The sequence below is a fragment of the Nocardia sp. AB354 genome, assembly GCF_049538315.1.
GTDB lineage: Bacteria > Actinomycetota > Actinomycetes > Mycobacteriales > Mycobacteriaceae > Nocardia > Nocardia nova.
Window position 1 is genome coordinate 37,904 of record NZ_JBMVFU010000010.1, and the last position, 18,349, is coordinate 56,252.

Sequence of the window (18,349 nt, forward strand, 5' to 3'; positions counted from 1 at the left end):
ATGTTCCTCGGAATCGACATCGGCACATCGGGTTCCAAGGGCGTGCTGACCGACGCCGCCGGCAAGGTCCTCGCCCGTGCCGAGCGTCCGCACGAGGTGTCGATGCCGCGACCGGGCTGGGTCGAGCACGACGCGGAGTCCGTGTGGTGGGCGGATTTCGTCGCCATCGCCCGCGAATTGGTCGATGCCGCCGCCGGTGCTCGGCTGGAGGGGCTCGGGATCAGCGGTATCGGCCCGTGTCTGCTGCCGGCCGATGCGCAGGGCAATCCGCTGCGGCCGGCCATTCTGTACGGCGTCGACACCCGGGCAGGAGTCGAAATCGCCGAGCTGGCAAAGGAATTGGGCGCTGCGGCCGTGCTCGAACGGGCGGGGTCGCCGCTGACCAGTCAGGCTGTCGGACCGAAGCTGCGGTGGCTGGCGCGGCACGAGCCGCGCGTGTACGAGCGCACGCGCATGCTGCTCATGGCGAGTTCCTTTCTCGTGCATCGGTTGACGGGGCGATACGTGCTCGACCATCAGTCGGCGAGCCAGTGCGTGCCCATGTACGACCTGCGCAAACGAGAATGGGCGAGCGATTGGGCCGAGCACTGTGCTCCCGGTCTGCCGTTGCCCGAACTCGTCTGGCCCACAGAGATAGTCGGCCGGGTGACTGCGGAAGGTGCTGCCGCGACCGGTCTTCCGGAGGGGTTGGCGGTCACCGCCGGCACCGTCGACGCGTGGGCCGAAGCCGCCAGCGTCGGCGTGCGCGCTCCCGGCGATGCGATGGTCATGTACGGCACCACGATGTTCCTGGTCCAGATCCTCACCGAGCCGCGTCCGCATCCAGGCCTGTGGGGAACCTGCGGTGCATGGCCCGAAACCTATTCGCTCGCAGCGGGAATGGCGACCTCGGGCGCGGTCACCGATTGGCTGCGCCGTCTGGTCGGCGGAGATTTCGGCGACCTGGTCACGGAGGCGGGCAAGGTTCCGGCGGGCAGCCGGGGACTGCTGATGCTGCCGTACTTCGCCGGCGAACGAACGCCCCTGTTCGATCCCGACGCTCGTGGCATGGTCGCCGGTCTCACCACGAGCCACGGCCGCGGCGAGCTGTACCGCGCCGCGCTGGAAGGAACCGCATACGGGGTGCGACACAACCTGGAAGCCATGGCCGACGCCGGTGGCCGCGCTCGACGTCTGGTCGCGGTCGGGGGTGGAACGAAGGGCGGTCTGTGGACCCGGATCGTGTCCGACGTGACCGGTCTGCCGCAGGAATTGCCGGCGGAGACCGTCGGTGCCTGTCTCGGCGACGCCATGCTCGCCGCGGAGGCTTCCGGTGTCGACACCTCCGGCTGGAATCCGGTGACGTCGATCGTCGAGCCGGACGCCGAACGGCAGGCGGTCTACGACCAGTACTACCGGCGCTACCGCGAACTCTACGAATCGACCGCGGATATCGCGCATTTCCTTGCTACCGAACAACATCGGGCGGCGAATGATGGCTGAGCTCTGGCGACTCGATCGCGCGCGGACACGCTCGATCAGCCCCGAGAACCCGACCGGCGCGCCGGGCGCGGGCGCACGGGCGGAGACCGGCACCGGCGCGGGCGCGGCACGCGATCTCGGTGTGGGGTGGAAGGTGTCCCCGTCGATCGACCTCGCGGCCGGATCCACCGCGACGCTGGCCGACGTATCCGGACCGGGCGTCATCCGGCACTTCTGGCTGACCACCGACCGCACACTGCTGCGCCGGCTGAGGCTGACCTTCACCTGGGACGACGAACAAATTCCGGCTATCGACGTGCCGCTGGGCGACTTCTTCTGCAACGGCTGGGACGAATTGGCATTGGTGAGTTCGGAAATGGTCGTGGTCGCACCCGCCGGTGGCCTGAACAGCTACTGGCCCATGCCTTTTCGCGAGCGTGTCCGTGTCACCCTGCACAATCCGACCGAACGTCCGGTGCCGGTCTACTATCAGCTCACCTACGACGAGACCGAGGTAGGCGAGGACGCAGGCTACCTGCATTGCCAACGGCGACACAGTAATCCGCTGGGCACTCCGGCGGTACACACCATCGTCGACGGCATTCGGGGCCGCGGACGCTATGTCGGCACCTTTCTGGCGATCGCCCCCAACGCCCCGGGCTGGTGGGGCGAGGGCGAGATCAAATTCCATCTCGACGGAGACGACGAGTTCCCGACGATCTGCGGCACCGGCACCGAGGATTATTTCGGCGGCGCCTGGAACTTCGACCTCGACGGCGCCTACCGCGACTACTCCAGCCCGTATCTCGGCCTGCACCAGGTACTTCCGCACGACGAGATCTACACGCCGCAACAACGATTCGGCATGTACCGCTGGCATGTGCGCGACCCGATCCGCTTCCACGAGGAACTGCGTGTCACGCTGCAAGCACTGGGATGGCAGGACGGCGGGCGGTATCTGCCGTTGGCCGACGCCGATATCGCCACCACCGCATGGTGGTACCAGGAAAGGGGACGGTGAATGCGTGCGTTGGTGATCGAAAAGCCCGGTGAGTACTCGGTCCAGACAATTCCCGACCCGACCCCCGGCCCCGGCCAGGTGGTCGTCGAGGTGGCCGCGGTAGGAATCTGCGGCACCGACATCCACATCGTCGAAGGCGAGTTCCCACCCACGCCCTATCCGATCGTGCCCGGCCACGAGTTCTGCGGTGAGATCGTCGACGGTCCGAGGTCCGGCCAGAAGGTGGCCGTGGACCCGTCGCTGTTCTGCGGCGCCTGCCACTACTGCCGCATCGGCCGCGGCAACCTCTGCGAACGCTGGGGCGCGATCGGCGACACGGTGAACGGCGCGATGGCCGAATACGTCGCGGTACCGGAGGCCAACTGCTATCCACTGCCGGCCGATCTGCCCGCCGCACACGGCGCGCTGGTGGAACCGCTGTCGTGCGCGGTGCACGGATTCGACGGATTACCACGCACATTGGGTGCGCATTACCTGATCTACGGCGCGGGCACCATGGGCCTGATGATGCTGCAACTCGCCGTGACCGCGGGCGCGACCTCGGTTTCGGTGGTGGACCTCAACACCGACCGCCTGCAGGTAGCCCGCACACTCGGCGCCGACGCGGTCGCCACGAACGCCGACGAGTTCGACCGCCCGCACGGCTGGGAAGTCGTCATCGATTGCACCGGCGCGATCCCGGCGATCGAAGACGGCCTCACCCGGGTCCGCCGCGGCGGCACCTACCAGCAGTTCGGCGTCGCCCCCGGCGACGCGACTGCCTCCTTCTCACCCTTCCGCATCTACAACGACGAAATCACCGTCGTCGGTTCGATGGCCGTGGTCCACAGCTTCGGGCGCGCCGTCGACCTCATGTGCAAGGGCGCCATCGACGCCGACACCATGATCACCCACACCTTCGGACTCGACGAGTTCTCGGAAGCGCTGCAAGCCTTCCGCGACGGCATCGGCCGCAAGGTCCAGATCGCTCCGCGCGGATAAATGGCCACCGTCGCCGGAGTGGACAGCTCCACCCAATCCTGCAAGATCGTGGTGTGCGACGCGGACACCGGTGAGGTGTTGGCACGGGGATCCGCGCCGCACCCCGACGGAACCGAGGTTCCGCCTGATGCATGGTGGACCGCGCTGCAACAGGCGGGGGAGGGGCTGCTCGACAACGTCGACGCGGTGTCGATCGCCGGCCAGCAGCACGGCTTGGTGGCACTCGACGACTCGCACCGGCCAGTGCGAGATGCCCTGCTGTGGAACGACGTTCGCTCGGCCGAGGCAGCCGACGACCTCGTCGCGGAGCTGGGCGGACCGCAGGCGTGGCTGGACGCAGTCGGCAGCGTCCCGGTCGCCGCCTTCACCGCCGCGAAACTGCGCTGGATGGCCGATCACGAGCCCGAACTCGCGGACCGGGTCGCCCGGGTGATGCTGCCGCACGACTACCTCACCTGGCGATTGCTTGGTGGTGGTGATGCCGCACCCACCACCGATCGCAGCGACGCCTCGGGCACCGGATACTGGTCCGCGGTGGAGGGCCGGTATCGAGAAGACCTGCTGGCCTTGGCCTTCCGTGACCGGAACCCGGAACTTCCGAGGGTGCTGGAACCGTCCGACAGCGCCGGACGCACCGCATCGGGCGCGCTCGTCGCCGCGGGCGCGGGGGACAACGCGGCTGCGGCACTCGGGCTCGGGATCGGAGACGGCGACGTAGTGATCTCGCTGGGCACCAGCGGCACCGCGTTCGCGCGCACCTCGCAGCTGCACACCGATCCGTTCGTCAACGGATTCGCCGACGCGACAGGACAATTCCTGCCGTTGGTGTGCACACTCAACGCCGCCCGAGTGCTCGAGGCGATGGCCACGGCTTTGGGAATCGGCATCGGCGAACTCGATGCACTGGCCCGCCAGGCCCCGCCGGGCGCCGACGGCCTCGTCCTGCTGCCGTACCTGTCCGGCGAACGCACCCCAAACCTGCCGCACGCGACGGGCAGCCTGCACGGATTGCGTTCGGAGACAATGCGACCCACACACCTGGCCCGAGCCGCAGTCGAAGGCATGCTCTGCAACATGGCCGATGCGCTCGATCGGCTACGTGCGGCCGGCACGGCACCTCGACGAGTGCTGCTGATCGGCGGCGGTTCTCGTTCGGCATTCGTCGCGGAGACTGCCGCGCAGATCTTCGGTGCGGCGGTGACCGTGCCGGAGCCGGAGGAATACGTTGCGCTCGGTGCGGCGCGGCAGGCGGCGTGGGCATTGCGCGGTGGCGCCGAACCGCCGCGGTGGGCTGCGGCCGTGACGGTCGAGATTCCGGCGCCCGAGGACGGTTCCGTCGGGTCGATGATCTGCGGCGCCTATGTGCGGGTGCGAGAATCGTTGTACGGCAACTGAGCCCGTATCGGCGACTACCCAGCCCGAACATGGCGACGTATACGGCTTTCTCAGCTCGGCCACCGCACCGGCGCTCGTCAGTAGCTCGGTCTGGTTGTACACCCTGAGCGGCTTTTTCCGCACACGGTCCAATCGGTTCGTCTCGACCGGGTCCAACGCGGCCTGACCAAGGCGGCGCGCCTCATCGGGCTCTACGATCACGTCCTGGTATGGCGGTCAACCGAATTGGTGGTAGCCGAATGTGCTCATACGCGGCACGGGAATGATCCGGGTAAACAACGCGTGCCGAATTCTCTTTTCCATATGAGACGTGGGTCACGCTGCATTTGTGGGAACCGCGAGGAGTGAATTACAGCCTTCGGAGTCGGTGTGATTTCAAGGTCATGACCGATACTGGTCCGACGCCCTCGAATGTTGTGACGGCGATCGATTTCAACGCTTGATTGCTGGGCGGGTAAGAAATTGGAGGCTCTGCTCGTATTTTCGTTCGAGCAGAGCCTCTACCTATACCGGCAAGGTCAGGGCCAAGTGACTTTGATGGCCCGGAGATCATGTGAATCCTGTTGAGCTTCTGCGTATTCCACCTCGACTGAGTCGTCGATGGCAACGTCCCCGAAATTCTTGTGCTCACCCAGCGAGTCCAGGCCGAACCAGACATGCGAACCGTCTTCGGTCTCGATCATTCCGGTGGCGCGCTTCTCGTTCCAACGCCAGACTTTTCCCTTGGCGCGCTGTACCTCTCGCTCATTCTCCACGTCCTCGACTATATCCACGACGGTGTCGGCAGCGGGGTAATGCAGAGGAAGGCGTTCGTTCGGCAATCGAGAAGCTCTACCGGCGTCCCACCGCACAACGGTTCCACCCGCGTCGGCGGTGAGAGGCGGGAACGAGTGCGAGGAAAGAGAACGGGAGGGACGGGAACGCGGGCGGTGATAAAGGATCGCCGCGGTAGCCCGGCACCTTCCGCCACCTGAAAGGATGACGTGTTTTCACCGCAGCGCCCGGATCGGCGGTCGTATCGGAAGGACCAGGCGCAGGTCACGGACTGGCTGGAGAGCCGGTACCCGGCGATCGTGGCCCGCGCCCGGACCGAGGACACGGTGATCGCGTGGGTGGACCAGTGCGGGCTGCGGTCGGATACCCGCCGCCGGGCCGTAGCTGGGCGCCGGTCGTGCAGACCCCGATCGTGCGGGTCAATGGGAAACGGTTGCGGGAACATCATGTTCGCCATCGCTTTTCGCGGCGGGTTGTGGTTCACGGTGTTCACCGGCCGGTTCACCGCGGCAGCGTTCATCGACTTCCTCGACCGCCTCGCCCGCCAGGCCGACCGGAAGGTGCACCTGATCGCCGACCGGCATCCGGTACACCGCAGTGGGGTGCGCCGAAGTAGCCGCGGACGATGGGGCTGGTCAGACGATCCTTGCTTCCTGGGGGGTGCGATTTGAGGCAAACGCCTCATGCGACCACGGAGGCGGCGGACCGATGATCGGGGCATGACACAGCGAGTTCAGGAATCACGAAGATCATCGGTCATGACCGATTCGACATTCGAACCACCGACCGTCGAGCGGTTCGGTACGCGAACTTCAGATCATCCACACGAAGTGCCGGGCGGCGGGCGGGTCGATGCAGTCAACGTGGGCCGGCACGTCGGGGCGCGGCAGATTCTCCAGGAGTTGTCGCTGTCGGTCGAACCAGGCGAGTTGGTCGCCGTCGCCGGCGGCAGTGGAGCAGGAAAGAGCACATTGCTGGAGATCCTCGCGGGACTGCGACCACCGTCTATCGGGGAGGTTCGGCATGACGGCGTCGTTCGCGGGGCCCGAGTCAGCGCCGATTCCCGTATCGGCTACGTGCCCCAGAATGACATCATCCACCTCGAGATGCCTCTGCGCCGCACGCTGCGCTACGCGGCGCGGCTACGGCTGCCCGCAGGCACATCGGCGGCCGAGGCGGACCGGGTAGTCGAGGAGACCATGCATGACCTCGACCTGGCTGATCGGGCCGAAGTGCCGGTCCGTGCGCTGTCCGGCGGCCAGCGCAAGCGGGCCAGTATCGCCGTGGAACTACTGACCCGGCCACACCTTTTCTTCCTCGACGAACCCACCTCTGGGCTCGATCCGTCGACCGCAGCCGACGTGATGCGCCTGCTGCGCCGACTCAGCCAGCGCGGGGTCACAGTCGTTCTCACGACACATGAGCCGGCCGGCATCGACCAGTGTGACCGGGTGGTATTCCTGGCGCGCGACGGCCACCTGGCCTTCACCGGCAGCCCGACCGAGGCTCGACGCTACTTCGGCGTGGAGGATATCGCCGAGGTGTACGACCGACTGGCTCGTGAGCACACCCCTCAGATCTGGGCGGAGCGATTCGCGGACAGCGGTGGGAAGTCGAAAGCCCGGCCTGGCTCGGCTCTACTGCCCCCCGTCCCAGCCACCCGTTCAGACGTCGAGCGCACGGGCATGGTCCGGCAATGGTGGCTACTTACACGACGCAATGTTGATGTTCTCCTTCGCAACCGGCTGACCCTCGCGGTCCTGCTCGGCTCACCGGTACTGGTCACTGCGATGATGGCGACGTTGTTCAAGCGCGGCGCGTTCGATCCACGTAGCGCAGCCGACCTCGGCCCGGCCCAGATCGTGTTCTGGATCGCGTTCGCAGGCTTCTTCTTCGGCCTTACCTATGGCCTGCTCCAGATCGTCGGAGAGATGGCCGTCTTCCGGCGGGAGCGCCTGGCCGGGCTCAGCGTGGGCGCCTACGTGGCATCAAAGATGACAGCGCTGCTTCCGGTGCTGGCTGGAGTGAGCGCGGTGCTCCTCGGTGTGCTACGGGTGCTAGGTCGGCTCCCCGCCGTTGGATGGGACGCGTTCGCCTCCCTCTTTGTGACGATTGTGATCGAGGCGACCTCGGCACTGGCCCTCGGATTGCTCGCCTCGGCCGTGGTCTCCAACGCCGCGCAGGCCGCCCTCGCCCTGCCGATGCTCTGCTTCCCTCAGGTTCTGTTCGGTGGCGCCATAGTCCCCGTTGACAAGATGGCCCTCCCGGGGCGCCTGATGAGCCTCGGCCTATCCAACCGTCACGCATTCGAAGCACTGGGTCGCGACCTGGATCTCGACCGGTACTCCGCCACGCTGCCGGCCATGTCCGCCTACCGCGACACCTTCCACGGAGGCACCGGCGCCAGTCTCATCGCGCTCGCCTCGTTTGCCGTTGGCCTCATGCTGGCCACGGTGTGGGTCTTGGACCGGCGGTCCCGGCCCGGCGCATCCCGGCGATGACAACCCCGCACAGTCGGTCCGCCAGATGTCTGAACAGATATCGGCGGTCCGGCGTGCGGCACCAACGATGTTCGGCCTTCCGAGCGCACAGCCTGACGTTCAGACCGACCCGCCGCCCGGCCCGTCCACCCGGACACGCGTCGACCACCCACTGAGCCATGCGACGTCAATCTCGCACCGGGCAGCATCATTCGTGGTTGCCGAGCTGAAGTACCTGGCGCAGCAGATGCTTCAATTTCCCCCGGCCGCAGTGACCGGGAAGCTCACCAGACCCCGATCGATCGCGGCGAGACTGGCCTGCGTGCGATTGTTGACGCCGAGCTTGGCGTAGATACGTTCGACATGGTTGCGGGCCGTTTTCTCGGCGATGAACAGTTCGGCGGCGATTTCTCGGTTCGACCGGCCCTGCGCGACGAGTCGCAGGATCTCGACCTCGCGGTCGGTCAGCCCGGCCGGCCAGGGCGTCCGCCGCGATACACGCTGCCCGGCCGCTGCAAGCACGGCCGCCGCCGACTTGGCGTCGAGGCGGCCGGCGCGCGCCTCCTCTCGCAACTGATCGGCAGCGCCGCGAGGATCGAGCGCCGGCCGGTGTGCACGTGGCTCGAGCAGTCGCTGATAAGCCTCCGCCGTGGCAAGCAATCGGTCCTGCGTGGTCAGCTCCGCGCCGGCAATACCTCGGGGAAAACCGGACCCGTCGATCCGTTCCCGGTGCTTCATCGCGACGGACACCACCGACTCCAAGCCGTTGACTCGGCTCAGTATCCGGCCGGTCAGATCCGGATACATCCGTACCCGTTCCCATTCAGCCGTAGTGAGCGGCCCCTTCTTCTCCCAGATCTGGTTGGACACTCCCATTTTGCCGAGGCCGTGCACGAGGCCGGCACGGTAGAGATGCTTGATGTCCGACGGCGACATGCCCAGGCATCGGGCTGCCCCGGCCACCAGATTCGCGACGCCACGCGAATGCCCCAGGGTGAACGGAGATTTGAGATCGACGAAATCAGCCATGGCCTCGAGTAACTCGTCGCTCTCCTCGTCCGTCAGGGTTCGGTCACGATCCGGTGCTTGGGCCAACGCCACTGCCCAGACGTCCATTTCGAGCAACCCGTCCACAATCGACGCCGCGTCACGATCGAACACCGCCGCCACGGCCGGGCTGAACTGACTGCCGCACCGAGAACGGAGAACATTTTTCGCGTACTCGAGCCCACCCGTCCGCAAGTGCACCTCGATGACGTCTGCCACGTGAGCGATGTGGATCTCGACCGGGATATCCTCTCCACGAGTACCGTTGGGCAACCCCCGGCCGTCCCAGCGCTCGAAGACGTAGGCCAGCGCCTTTCCGACCTGCCTGTCCAAGCCCATCCGATCGGAGAGAACCCCGGCGGAACTGCAATGCGATTGGATCAGTGTGGCGACCTGGCTGCGAGCCGTGACCAGAAAGGCGGTGGCACGCATGCCGCGCTCCCAGCCGGGCAATCCGCGTCGAACATGACTCATAATCAGCCGCAGAAACGGCAGGCCGGTCATATCCACCGCGTAGGTGTCGGCCCGGAAGGCGATGTCGTCGCCGAAGAGCGCCGAGAGTTCGTGGGAGTCGGCGTGACAACCGATCCACCCGACCAGATTGGCGTAGTACACCGTCGCTCGCTGTTGCAGGTCGAGGCCCATCCGCTCGGCGATCCGTGTCGCGATCAAGGAGGACCGAAGCATGTGTTCCATCGGCTGACCCAGACCGAGGTCGATCGCCAGCGATATCGCGGCCAGCAGTTCGGCTCTGCTCAGACCCTTTGCGGAGCCCGGCAGCGTCCCGTGCGGGTGCATTTTCCCATTGTTCACCTCGAACAAGGGCCATGTCGACGCGAAGACGAGACCACCGGCCTCATGAACCGCATGAGCACCAGCGCACACATCTCGGGGAAACTGCACCCTGGAGATCGGCTTCCTTCGACGAGAGCGATGGCGGACCAGTGGCGAGTCGACCGGTGGCGGGATCCAGGCCGGCGAGCAGCCGGTCCGGCAGAAATAGCCGCTGGTAGTCCGACCAGGCCGGCGGCGCCGCATCGACCCGCGGCCTGGGCGAGACCAGCCGATCGAGATCCAGGCCCATGGCCCGGGTGGTCTCGCTGACGATGTAGCCGCGGCGCTCCAGATCCTCACGCATCCAGGTGTCGTCCTCGCACACCCAGGCAGCGAAGCGATCCACCCCGGCCCGGTGGTAGTGCGACTCCATGGCCTCGATCGCCTCGGCGCGACCCGCCTTCGAAAGACCTTGGCCCAGAACAGCGTTGTTGTAGACGTCACGTTCCGGACCGGACGGGAACACCGCGGCGACAACCCCGTCGAGATGGTGAACCGCGGCATCGGCCGCGCCGAGCGCGTTCGCCTCCCCGGAGGCGACCAGGGTCCGCATGCCGCGGCGGAACAACTCCGCATCACTGGTCGTGGTGGTCATGATCGCTCTCGGTCGTCGTCGGAGAGGTCGAGGGTGAACCAGAGTTGGTCCCGCAGTGGGATGCCGTCGATCCGAATCGGCTCGTGGTACCCGGTCGCCGGAACGAACGCGTCCCGCACCACACGGCTCATCCGGAAACCGCAACGCTGGTAGAAACGGAGGTTCCCGATATCGGCGGCGGCTGTGGCCAGTTCCACGCGGGATGCCCCCGCACCGCGTGCCTGTGCGATGGCGTGTTCCAGGAGGCGGCGGCCGACCCCTCGCCCGCGCCAGGCCGGGACCACGGCGGTGTTGACGACCTCGCAGACCTGCCCACCATCCCGGACGACGCTGTGCAGGTGTCCGACGGTGGCGCCGTCGACATCTCGTGCGACCCATACTGTTCCGAGGTCGATATATCCGTCCAGGACGGTCGGGGAGTCCTCGGCGAGGCGGAACAGATCGATCAAATCCCGATGCGGCCCTTCGTATTCGACGATTTCGACGTCGGCGGCGTCCCGCGCCGGATTCGGGGGTCCGACCCGCACCTCCGTTGCCGGTCCGAGACTCGGCCGGTCCTGCTCGTCCCCTGGGGGCACGAAGAGGACCGGCCAGCCGTCGGGATCGAGCACACCGAACGCACCTCGCCGGGTCCAGTAGGGGTTCTCGGGTACGAAGGGGTGCAGGGCGGAGGAACACAGACGGCTGCGGATCGTCTCCGCCGCGGATGGCTCGGCGAGGAAGACGACCATGGCATGCTCCCGGTCGGGTTGCTCCGACGATGCGGCGGGGCGCGGCGGTGTCACGAGTTCCCATTGCGTGGAGCTGTCCGGCAGGGCGAAGACCACGCCGTCGTAGCCGTCGTGATCATGGAACTCGGCAAGCACCGGCAGGCCGACAATCTCCCGGTAGAACCTGCTCGACTCCGACAGCAGCCAGGTGCCCCGGGCGAACCGGATGGCGCGTGCGGGGAGGTCGGAAGGCCATCGAGACGGGTCCATGGCGGAACCTCTTCCTGTCGTCCCAGCCGTCGTGCCGACCGTGGTTCTGTGACCACGGTCCGGGATCGGAACCCAGGCGTCAAATGGTTTCCGCGACGCGCTCGGGCCCCTCGAGCTGCGGAGCAGTTGCTCGTCGCCGCGCATCGTCGGCTGAGCCGGCCCGAGCACCGTACCCACGAACGCGACGCACTGGCCGATCTGCACGCGGCCGGAAAGCTTGTGGTGGTGCAAGTTTCGCGATCGGAATCGGTCAGATACCGGCCGCTACCGGTGTCTCGTCGCGATCACGTGCGGCGTGGCGGGGTAGGAACATGGCTGGGACGATGATCACCGCGGTGAGTCCGAACGCCACCCAGAACGCGAAGCCGAAGGAGTCGGCGAGCAATGGTCCGACTACCGGCATCAGTTGGGGCGGGATGGAGCTGATCTGCCCGGAACCACCACTGCCGGAAGGCAATCCGTGCTCGGTCAATTGCGCGGAGAGGTGTTGCGTCAGTGCGGTCACCAGCAGGGCGCTGCCGAGCGACGCGCCGACCTGCTGAATGGCCGAGAGTGTGGGTGCCGCGCGTGTCAGGGCGTCCTTGCCCAGTTCCGTGTAAGCAGCCGCGATAGTCGGCATCATCACCGAACCGAGGCCCATGCCGCGGACGAACAGGGCCACACAGAGCCAGACGTACGAGGTGTCGGTGCCGACGTGCGTGAACGGGAGGGTGCCGACCAGGGCGAGGACGACGCCGACGGGGACCACATAGCCGGCGCCGATGCGGTCGGTGAGCCGGCCGCCGATCACCATCGCCACGACCGCGCCCAATCCCTGGGGTGCGAGGAGCAGGCCGGCGTCGAGCGGGCCCTGTCCGCGCACGGTCTGGTAGTACAGCGGAAGTAGCAGCATGCCGCCGAACAATCCGATGGCGACGAGAAAGACCGCGATGGTTCCGCCGGCGAAGAGCCGGTTGGTGAGCAGGCGGACGTCGACGATCGAGTCGGCTCCCTTGTGCAGGCTGTGCCAGGTGTAGAGGGCCAGGCCCGCGACGCCGCCGATGAGCCAGCCGAGCACGCCCCACTCGGTGAATCCGCCGTGTGAGCTGGCCTCGGAAAGTCCGTAGAGCAGGCAGACGAGGCTGCCGGAGAGCAGGATCAGCCCTCGCAGGTCGAGACGTCCGTGCTCGGGCAGGGTGTCGCCGTGCGGAAGCTTCCAGACCGCGAGCGTGAGGGCGAGGGCGCCGACGGGGACGTTGACGAGGAAGATCCAGTGCCAGCTCGTGTACTGCACCAGCAGGCCGCCGATCACCGGGCCGAATACCGGTCCCAGCAGCATGGGGACGCCGAGGATGGCCATGGCCCTGCCGAGGCGTTGCGCGCCCGCGGCTCGGGTGATGATCGCCTGCCCGGCGGGCAGCAGCATGCCGCCGCCGAGTCCCTGCAGGATGCGAAAGCCGATCAGGCTTTCGATGGACCAGGCGGCCGCGCACAGAGCCGAGCCCGCGACGAACAGACTTACCGCGGTGAGCCAGACCGGTCTGGAACCGAACCGATCCATCGCCCACCCGGTGACCGGGATGGCCAGCGCCACCGCCAGCAGGTAACCGGTCACCACCCACTGCGTCGTGGACAGGGTCGCGCCGAGTTCGGTGCTCAACGACTTCAGGGCGACGTTCACGATGGTGGTGTCGAGAACCACCATGATCATGCCGGACACGATGACGAGTCCTGTGACGATAACGCTGCGGTCGAGCTTGCCCGACTGCTGCGCGGTGGTGGTTTCCATATCAGCTCCCTCATCGAAGGTGCCAGGACTCGACCGGGCGACAACACCCTGCGACTACCCGTCGTATGGTCGATTATTGCGGCGCTGTCGTTCCGCAGGTCGTCACAGATCTCATCGCCGAGGGGGAGATCGGACGAGCCGGGGTGGGTGATACCTCCGCCGACCCACGACACATGGACACGGTCTTTCGGCGGCATGAGAATGCCGGAGGTCGACGGATGGAGATGTCCCGAACGAGTCGGCCGGTTCCGGTGGCTCAGGATCGGGGAGCCGAGGTCGTTATCCCACCGCTGTGCCCCCGACCTCGATTTCCTGTCGACGTATGCGGTGTTACTATGCAATTAGTTGGGTTATAGCCAACTATATGCATAATCACTGAGGTGGTGCTGATGACTGGGTCCCGCAGCCCTGTGCTGCCGAGTGAACTCTGGCGCGCCCCGCTGCGAACACTCCGGCCGCAGGACTTGACCGGTATCTACGCTCAGCCGCGTCCTGAGATCGCGCGGCTCGTGGATCGAGGCGTGCTGCACCGCGTCGCGCACGGCTACTACATCATCGTCCCGCCGGAGTACGTCGGTAGAGCCTGGCTGCCCGGCCTCGAGGCGGCCGCCGCAGGTATCGCGTCATCGATTTACGGCGCAGATCGGGCCATTGTCATGGGTGTCAGCGCGGCTCGCATGCTGGGTGCCGTGCCGCGTGCGCTGGCGACTGCGGTTGTCGCGGTTCCAAGCCAGCATCGGCCTATCCCGTTGACCGACCGTTCGGCTCACGTCCGGTTCGTCCGCCGTGACACCGACGTACTCGACGCCGAGCGCATCGACACGCCGCTGGGTCCGGCGCTGGTTACTACACCGGAACAAACTGTGCTCGACCTCGCCCGCCGGCCGCGGCTGGGTAATGCCGAGGGGGAGGTTCGCTCGGCGATCGAGACGCTCTACCCCCGTAGTAATTCGGCGATACTTACACAGCTGGCTGCGGACCAGCGTCTTGGTGCTGCGCTTCGACGTGTGGAGGGTTGGGTGGGGAATGGTAAATGACGAACATGAAAGTGTCGCAGTTCAATTCGGCGTCTCCCCGGAGCAGGTCGAGCGCGACCACCCGATCTCTCATCTGCTGGCGGCGATCAGCCGAGGATTCGGTGATCGGCTGCATTTCATCGGCGGTACCGCTCTGGCTCGTACCCATCTGGTGAACGGCAGACTCAGCGAAGACATAGATCTGGTTGCGTTGGACAACCGAACCGCACTGGCGGCGGAACTCGACGCCGCTTTGCCGCGATCAGTGGCGCGGACCTATGGACGGCTCGAATGGGTGCCGCCGCTGAGCAGGGGCAGACTCGGTTGGCGATCAGCGCTGAGACGGCACTGCATACGGTGCGAGATGCCTGGGCTCGTATTGCGAAGTGACTCAGAAGCATCGGTTCTCCGAGCCGTCTCGCCCGTCGTCAGACCGCGGATGCAGTGGTAGCCGCCCGGCCGGAGTCCGACTTGCTGGACACCCTGCATACATCGTTCGGCTGCTCGCGTCAGGGCTTTCCGTTGCCGCCCGAATAGGCTCGGGAATTCGAAAATGCCTGTGCTTCAATGATTGCCTGGTGCCGGCAGGGATACCGCATCGAGCAGACGCTCGCGCTCCCCGTCCGATATCTCTGTTCCGGAAACCGGCTCCGCGAGCACACACAGCAGCAGCGCCACGCCTACCGCGCCCGGGTCGGGGTGGCCGACGGCGCGTTCGCCGAGGTAACTCGCGCGACCGCGACGTGCCCGCAGGGTCGCCGTGGACAGGGCTCCGTCCACTGCGGCGCTCACCATCGCGGCGATATCGGCATCGCCACTCAGCGCATCGGCGGCGGGAGCGAGCGCGTCGACCATGGTGCGATCGCCGACTTCCGCCTCGCCGACGCGCTGGATGGCGGCGAGACCGTCCTTGATACCGGTACTGAGGGCGTCGATATAGGAATCCGAGCGTGTCGCCCGGGCGCCGAGTGATTGGAACAGGAGTCCGAACAGCGGGCCGCTCGTGCCTCCGACCTCGTCGAGGAAGACCGCTCGCAGCGTATTCCACGGTGCGGGGGAGTCCGGTGCGGCGAGGCGGTCGGCGACCTCGGCGAAGCCCTCGCGCAGATTGACGCCGAAATCTCCGTCGCCGGTGATCTCGTCCAGCGTGGTCAGAGCGGGCTCGGCGGCGATGAACACCTCGCGCAGTCGGACGACGGTGCTGTCGAGCGTCGTCAGTGCCTCGCTGGTCATCGTGCGGTGTCCTTCCAGGCGGGTGCGCCGGTCGGGGCGTGCCAGAGATCGAGCCAGCCGTCGGCGAGTTGGGTGAGGGTGATCGAGAAGCCGCTCATGTCCAGTGCTGCGACGAATGTGCCGACCTGGACCGCCGAGATTTCGCGACCTCGGGCAGTGAGGGTGCGCGCCGCGAGCTCGAGAACTGTGCAGAGTTCGAGTTCCGTCGTCGCACCGAGCCCATTGATCAACAGTAACAACGGCTTTCGAGGATCGCCGGGCAGTGAGGCGAGGATATCGGTGAGCATCCGGTCGACAAGTTCCGCGAGTGGTGGCCTGGTAATCGAGGTCGAGGCGCGTTCGCCGTGAATTCCGACCCCGTATTCGAGCTGATCCGGTTCGAGTTCGAAGGCGCGCGCCCCGGTATTCGGTGACGTGAGCGCCTCGGTGGCCACCGCGATACTGCGGCTGTGCTCGGCCACCTCGCGGCCGAGCGAGGTGAGCGAGGTGAGCGTGTCACCGCGGTCCGCGGCGGCGCCGAGGATCTTTTCGACAACGATGGTCGCGGCGGTCCCGCGTCGTCCCGTCGCCGTCTCATTCGATTCGGTGGCGACGTCGTCGTCGACGAGGACCCGGCCGACCTCGATACCGTCGGCGGCGAGCCGTTCGGCGGCGATGCCGAAATTGATCTTGTCTCCGGTGTAGTTCTTGACGATGTGCAGCACCCCACCGGCACGAGCGACGGCCTTGCTCGCCTCGTAGACCTGGCGGTTGTGCGGCGAGGCGAAGATCTTTCCCGGTACGGCCGCGTCGAGCATCCCCATTCCCACGAATCCGACGTGCATCGGCTCGTGGCCGGAACCGCCGCCGGAGACGAGGGCGACCCGCCGTGTCGGCGCACCGCGATCGTGGTGCACGAACAGTGGGTCGGTGGTTATCCGGACCCACGGGTTTCGGCGCACGAAACCTTGCAGCGAAACCTCGGGGCCCTGGCCTGGTTCGTGTAGGAACAGTGCGGGCACAGACATCCTCCTCGTCGATCGACGGCGCGATGTCCAGTATCACGGGGCCGGATGAAGTCGTGTTTCCAGGTGTTCGCTCGGACCGACCGCAGGCGCGCAATCGAGCGGCCTTGGGACTACGCCTCGACACCATTGTTCTGCGCCGGTGGATGAATGACCCCGTTCACGTAGCTGCTGCCGGCCGAGTACGTGTGCTCACGCACCGCGTCACCCGAATTGCCCTCGATCGTGTGAATCGTGCCGTTGGCATCGACCTTCTCGACCAGGCCGATGTGGCCGACTCCGTTCAGGACGATGAGGTCGCCCACCTGGGCGCGGGAGGCTTTGTCGGCGAGCCCGTGGCGTTGTGCGTCTGCCCAGATCGTGGGCACGCTGACGGCCAGCCCGTGACTGTCGGTGGCGGTCCAATTCAACGGGATGTGCGCCTGCTTCCAGGCCCAGGTGGCGAAAGCCGCGCACCACGGCCCGTCGATGTTGTAGGGCTTGCCCGGCAGGTGGTTGACGCCTGTTTCGTGGACGTTGAGCTGGCTCATGGCGGCCTGGATGGCGCCAGGGGCACCGGGCGCCAACGGAAGCGGGACAATGCTTTCCGGCCCTGCCGGCGTGCCGAGCGTCGACCACGGCGTCCCACCGGCGCTTGGCGTGCCGCCGGACGGATATGTCGCGGTGGGGCGGTAGGTGGGGACCGAATTCTCGATGGTTCGCTTCTGGTGCTGGATCTGCCTCGCGGCAGACCCGACCTTGCCGTGCACATAGCTGACGGTGTCGAGGGCGGCGGTGATCAGGCGCAGTTCGTCACCCGGCGCCAACGGTTGATGGCTCTCGTTCATCTTCGACGCGTATTCGAGTGTGCCCTGGAGGCGGTGCACCTTGGCCATGCAGTCGGTGAAGGTCCCGTTCGAGGTGTCGAAGGTGGAGTAGTAGGCCTTACGGACGTCGTCGTTGTGGCCGCTGATCGCCACCTTGGCGGCGCGTATCTTCGCCAGCGTCGCGGCGTGGCTGTCGACCAGGGCGGCGTAGTCGTGTTTGTCGTCGAGTCCGTCGTGGAGCAGTCCTTGCTTGCCCAATTGGTACAGCAGGTCGGGCTGTTCGGACGGCTTTCCCGAGGCCAGCAAACCGATCGATCGGCGCAGCGCCGTCTGCACCGCGTCGAGAACGGCAATGAGGCCCTTGTGTGCTCCGGCCGGCGGAGTCAGGGTGATGTCGCTGAGTCGAAATGTGCTCGGGCTCATCGTGTTACCTGCGGGAGAGTCACGATCGGGGTCGGCGGTCGGGGTCGGGGTGAGCGGCGCGCCACCTGAGCAACCCGGCGATCAGCGCGTCGACTTGGCTGCCCGACAGGATAACTGTGCCGCATCGCGCGGGTTCGGTGATCGAGAATCTGAGCTCGTCCTCCGATATCGCCGGTTTCTCGCAGCCGAGCAGCGGTGCTTCGGCCGCGATATACCCGTCGAGCATCGTCCCGATGTAGTAGGCGGGGTTGTCGTCGGGGCCGAAGGTGAGCCGAGTGCCCAGCATGCGATCGACGATCGCGTGGATCTCGGGGATGACCTGTTCCGGCGGCCGGCCCGTATCGCGTGCGTGTTCCTCGATCATCGCAGCGAGCGGGCCGGTGGGATCACTACTGGCGGAGACGATTTCATCGATATTGTGGCAGTTCCAGTCGATGTCGCCGTGCTCCATCCGGTCGGTGATTACCGACATCAGGCGGACGGCCAGGTCCTTGTCGGTGTGTCGGGGCATGCGGTCGGCCTTTCGGATAC

Annotated in this window: 17 protein-coding genes; 8 read left to right on the forward strand and 9 right to left on the reverse strand. The window is 66.5% G+C overall.

The genetic code is table 11. The features are described 5' to 3' along the window. The 4 genes from ACPCUW_RS16325 to xylB are packed head-to-tail and all read left to right on the forward strand — an operon-like array spanning position 1 to position 4,858. Entirely contained in the window at positions 1 to 1,482 is a 1,482-nt protein-coding gene (locus ACPCUW_RS16325; RefSeq protein ID WP_423425923.1) for an FGGY-family carbohydrate kinase, read from the forward strand. After that, positions 1,472 to 2,482 (forward strand): glycoside hydrolase family 172 protein, encoded by a 1,011-nt coding sequence (locus ACPCUW_RS16330; RefSeq protein ID WP_423425711.1) that lies wholly within the window; start codon positions 1,472 to 1,474, stop codon positions 2,480 to 2,482. The genes ACPCUW_RS16325 and ACPCUW_RS16330 overlap by 11 nt, the downstream gene beginning before the upstream one ends. After that, a complete protein-coding gene (locus ACPCUW_RS16335) occupies positions 2,483 to 3,463 on the forward strand; it encodes a zinc-dependent alcohol dehydrogenase family protein (RefSeq protein WP_423425712.1) in 981 nt (326 codons plus the stop codon). Further along, entirely contained in the window at positions 3,464 to 4,858 is a 1,395-nt protein-coding gene (xylB, locus tag ACPCUW_RS16340; protein ID WP_423425713.1) for a xylulokinase, read from the forward strand. Positions 4,859 to 5,376: 518 nt separating this feature from the next. On the opposite strand, the gene ACPCUW_RS16345 is transcribed toward xylB, so the two are convergent. After that, positions 5,377 to 5,613, reverse strand: coding sequence for a hypothetical protein (locus ACPCUW_RS16345; protein WP_423425714.1), 237 nt, complete (start codon positions 5,611 to 5,613; stop codon positions 5,377 to 5,379). Between the two features lie 357 nt (positions 5,614 to 5,970). Between ACPCUW_RS16345 and ACPCUW_RS16350 the strand changes: the two genes are divergently transcribed. Then, positions 5,971 to 6,303: a transposase gene (locus tag ACPCUW_RS16350; protein ID WP_423425924.1), complete on the forward strand. Its 333-nt coding sequence runs from the start codon at positions 5,971 to 5,973 to the stop codon at positions 6,301 to 6,303. A 12-nt stretch (positions 6,304 to 6,315) separates the two neighbouring features. After that, the gene (locus ACPCUW_RS16355; protein WP_423425716.1) at positions 6,316 to 8,133 is read left to right on the forward strand and encodes an ATP-binding cassette domain-containing protein; all 1,818 of its coding nucleotides are present in this window, start codon (positions 6,316 to 6,318) and stop codon (positions 8,131 to 8,133) included. A 231-nt stretch (positions 8,134 to 8,364) separates the two neighbouring features. Here ACPCUW_RS16355 and ACPCUW_RS16360 read toward each other — a convergent pair whose 3' ends face one another. The 4 genes from ACPCUW_RS16360 to ACPCUW_RS16375 form a co-directional block, all read right to left on the reverse strand. Beyond that, positions 8,365 to 9,957 (reverse strand): HD domain-containing phosphohydrolase, encoded by a 1,593-nt coding sequence (locus tag ACPCUW_RS16360; protein ID WP_423425718.1) that lies wholly within the window; start codon positions 9,955 to 9,957, stop codon positions 8,365 to 8,367. 58 nt (positions 9,958 to 10,015) lie between these two features. Then, positions 10,016 to 10,588 (reverse strand): hypothetical protein, encoded by a 573-nt coding sequence (locus tag ACPCUW_RS16365; protein ID WP_423425720.1) that lies wholly within the window; start codon positions 10,586 to 10,588, stop codon positions 10,016 to 10,018. Continuing rightward, positions 10,585 to 11,568, reverse strand: a complete 984-nt coding sequence (locus ACPCUW_RS16370; protein WP_423425722.1) for a GNAT family N-acetyltransferase — start codon at positions 11,566 to 11,568, stop codon at positions 10,585 to 10,587. The genes ACPCUW_RS16365 and ACPCUW_RS16370 overlap by 4 nt, the downstream gene beginning before the upstream one ends. A gap of 250 nt (positions 11,569 to 11,818) precedes the next feature. Beyond that, positions 11,819 to 13,336, reverse strand: a complete 1,518-nt coding sequence (locus ACPCUW_RS16375; protein WP_423425723.1) for a DHA2 family efflux MFS transporter permease subunit — start codon at positions 13,334 to 13,336, stop codon at positions 11,819 to 11,821. 389 nt (positions 13,337 to 13,725) lie between these two features. Between ACPCUW_RS16375 and ACPCUW_RS16380 the strand changes: the two genes are divergently transcribed. Next, positions 13,726 to 14,373 (forward strand): type IV toxin-antitoxin system AbiEi family antitoxin domain-containing protein, encoded by a 648-nt coding sequence (locus ACPCUW_RS16380; protein ID WP_423425926.1) that lies wholly within the window; start codon positions 13,726 to 13,728, stop codon positions 14,371 to 14,373. Further along, complete coding sequence (locus ACPCUW_RS16385) at positions 14,363 to 14,803, forward strand: nucleotidyl transferase AbiEii/AbiGii toxin family protein (RefSeq protein ID WP_423425725.1); 441 nt, start codon at positions 14,363 to 14,365, stop codon at positions 14,801 to 14,803. Before ACPCUW_RS16380 ends, ACPCUW_RS16385 begins: the two co-directional genes overlap by 11 nt. A 113-nt stretch (positions 14,804 to 14,916) precedes the next feature. Here ACPCUW_RS16385 and dhaL read toward each other — a convergent pair whose 3' ends face one another. The 4 genes from dhaL to ACPCUW_RS16405 form a co-directional block, all read right to left on the reverse strand. Next, positions 14,917 to 15,585 (reverse strand): dihydroxyacetone kinase subunit DhaL, encoded by a 669-nt coding sequence (dhaL, locus tag ACPCUW_RS16390; RefSeq protein ID WP_423425726.1) that lies wholly within the window; start codon positions 15,583 to 15,585, stop codon positions 14,917 to 14,919. Beyond that, positions 15,582 to 16,586, reverse strand: a complete 1,005-nt coding sequence (locus ACPCUW_RS16395) for a dihydroxyacetone kinase subunit DhaK (RefSeq protein WP_219823547.1) — start codon at positions 16,584 to 16,586, stop codon at positions 15,582 to 15,584. The genes dhaL and ACPCUW_RS16395 overlap by 4 nt, the downstream gene beginning before the upstream one ends. A gap of 116 nt (positions 16,587 to 16,702) precedes the next feature. After that, positions 16,703 to 17,818, reverse strand: a complete 1,116-nt coding sequence (locus tag ACPCUW_RS16400; protein WP_423425728.1) for a CHAP domain-containing protein — start codon at positions 17,816 to 17,818, stop codon at positions 16,703 to 16,705. A gap of 19 nt (positions 17,819 to 17,837) precedes the next feature. Continuing rightward, positions 17,838 to 18,329 carry a hypothetical protein gene (locus ACPCUW_RS16405; RefSeq protein ID WP_423425730.1) on the reverse strand — a complete coding sequence of 164 codons (492 nt, stop codon included), beginning with the start codon at positions 18,327 to 18,329 and terminating at the stop codon, positions 17,838 to 17,840. Positions 18,330 to 18,349: the final 20 nt, after the last annotated feature.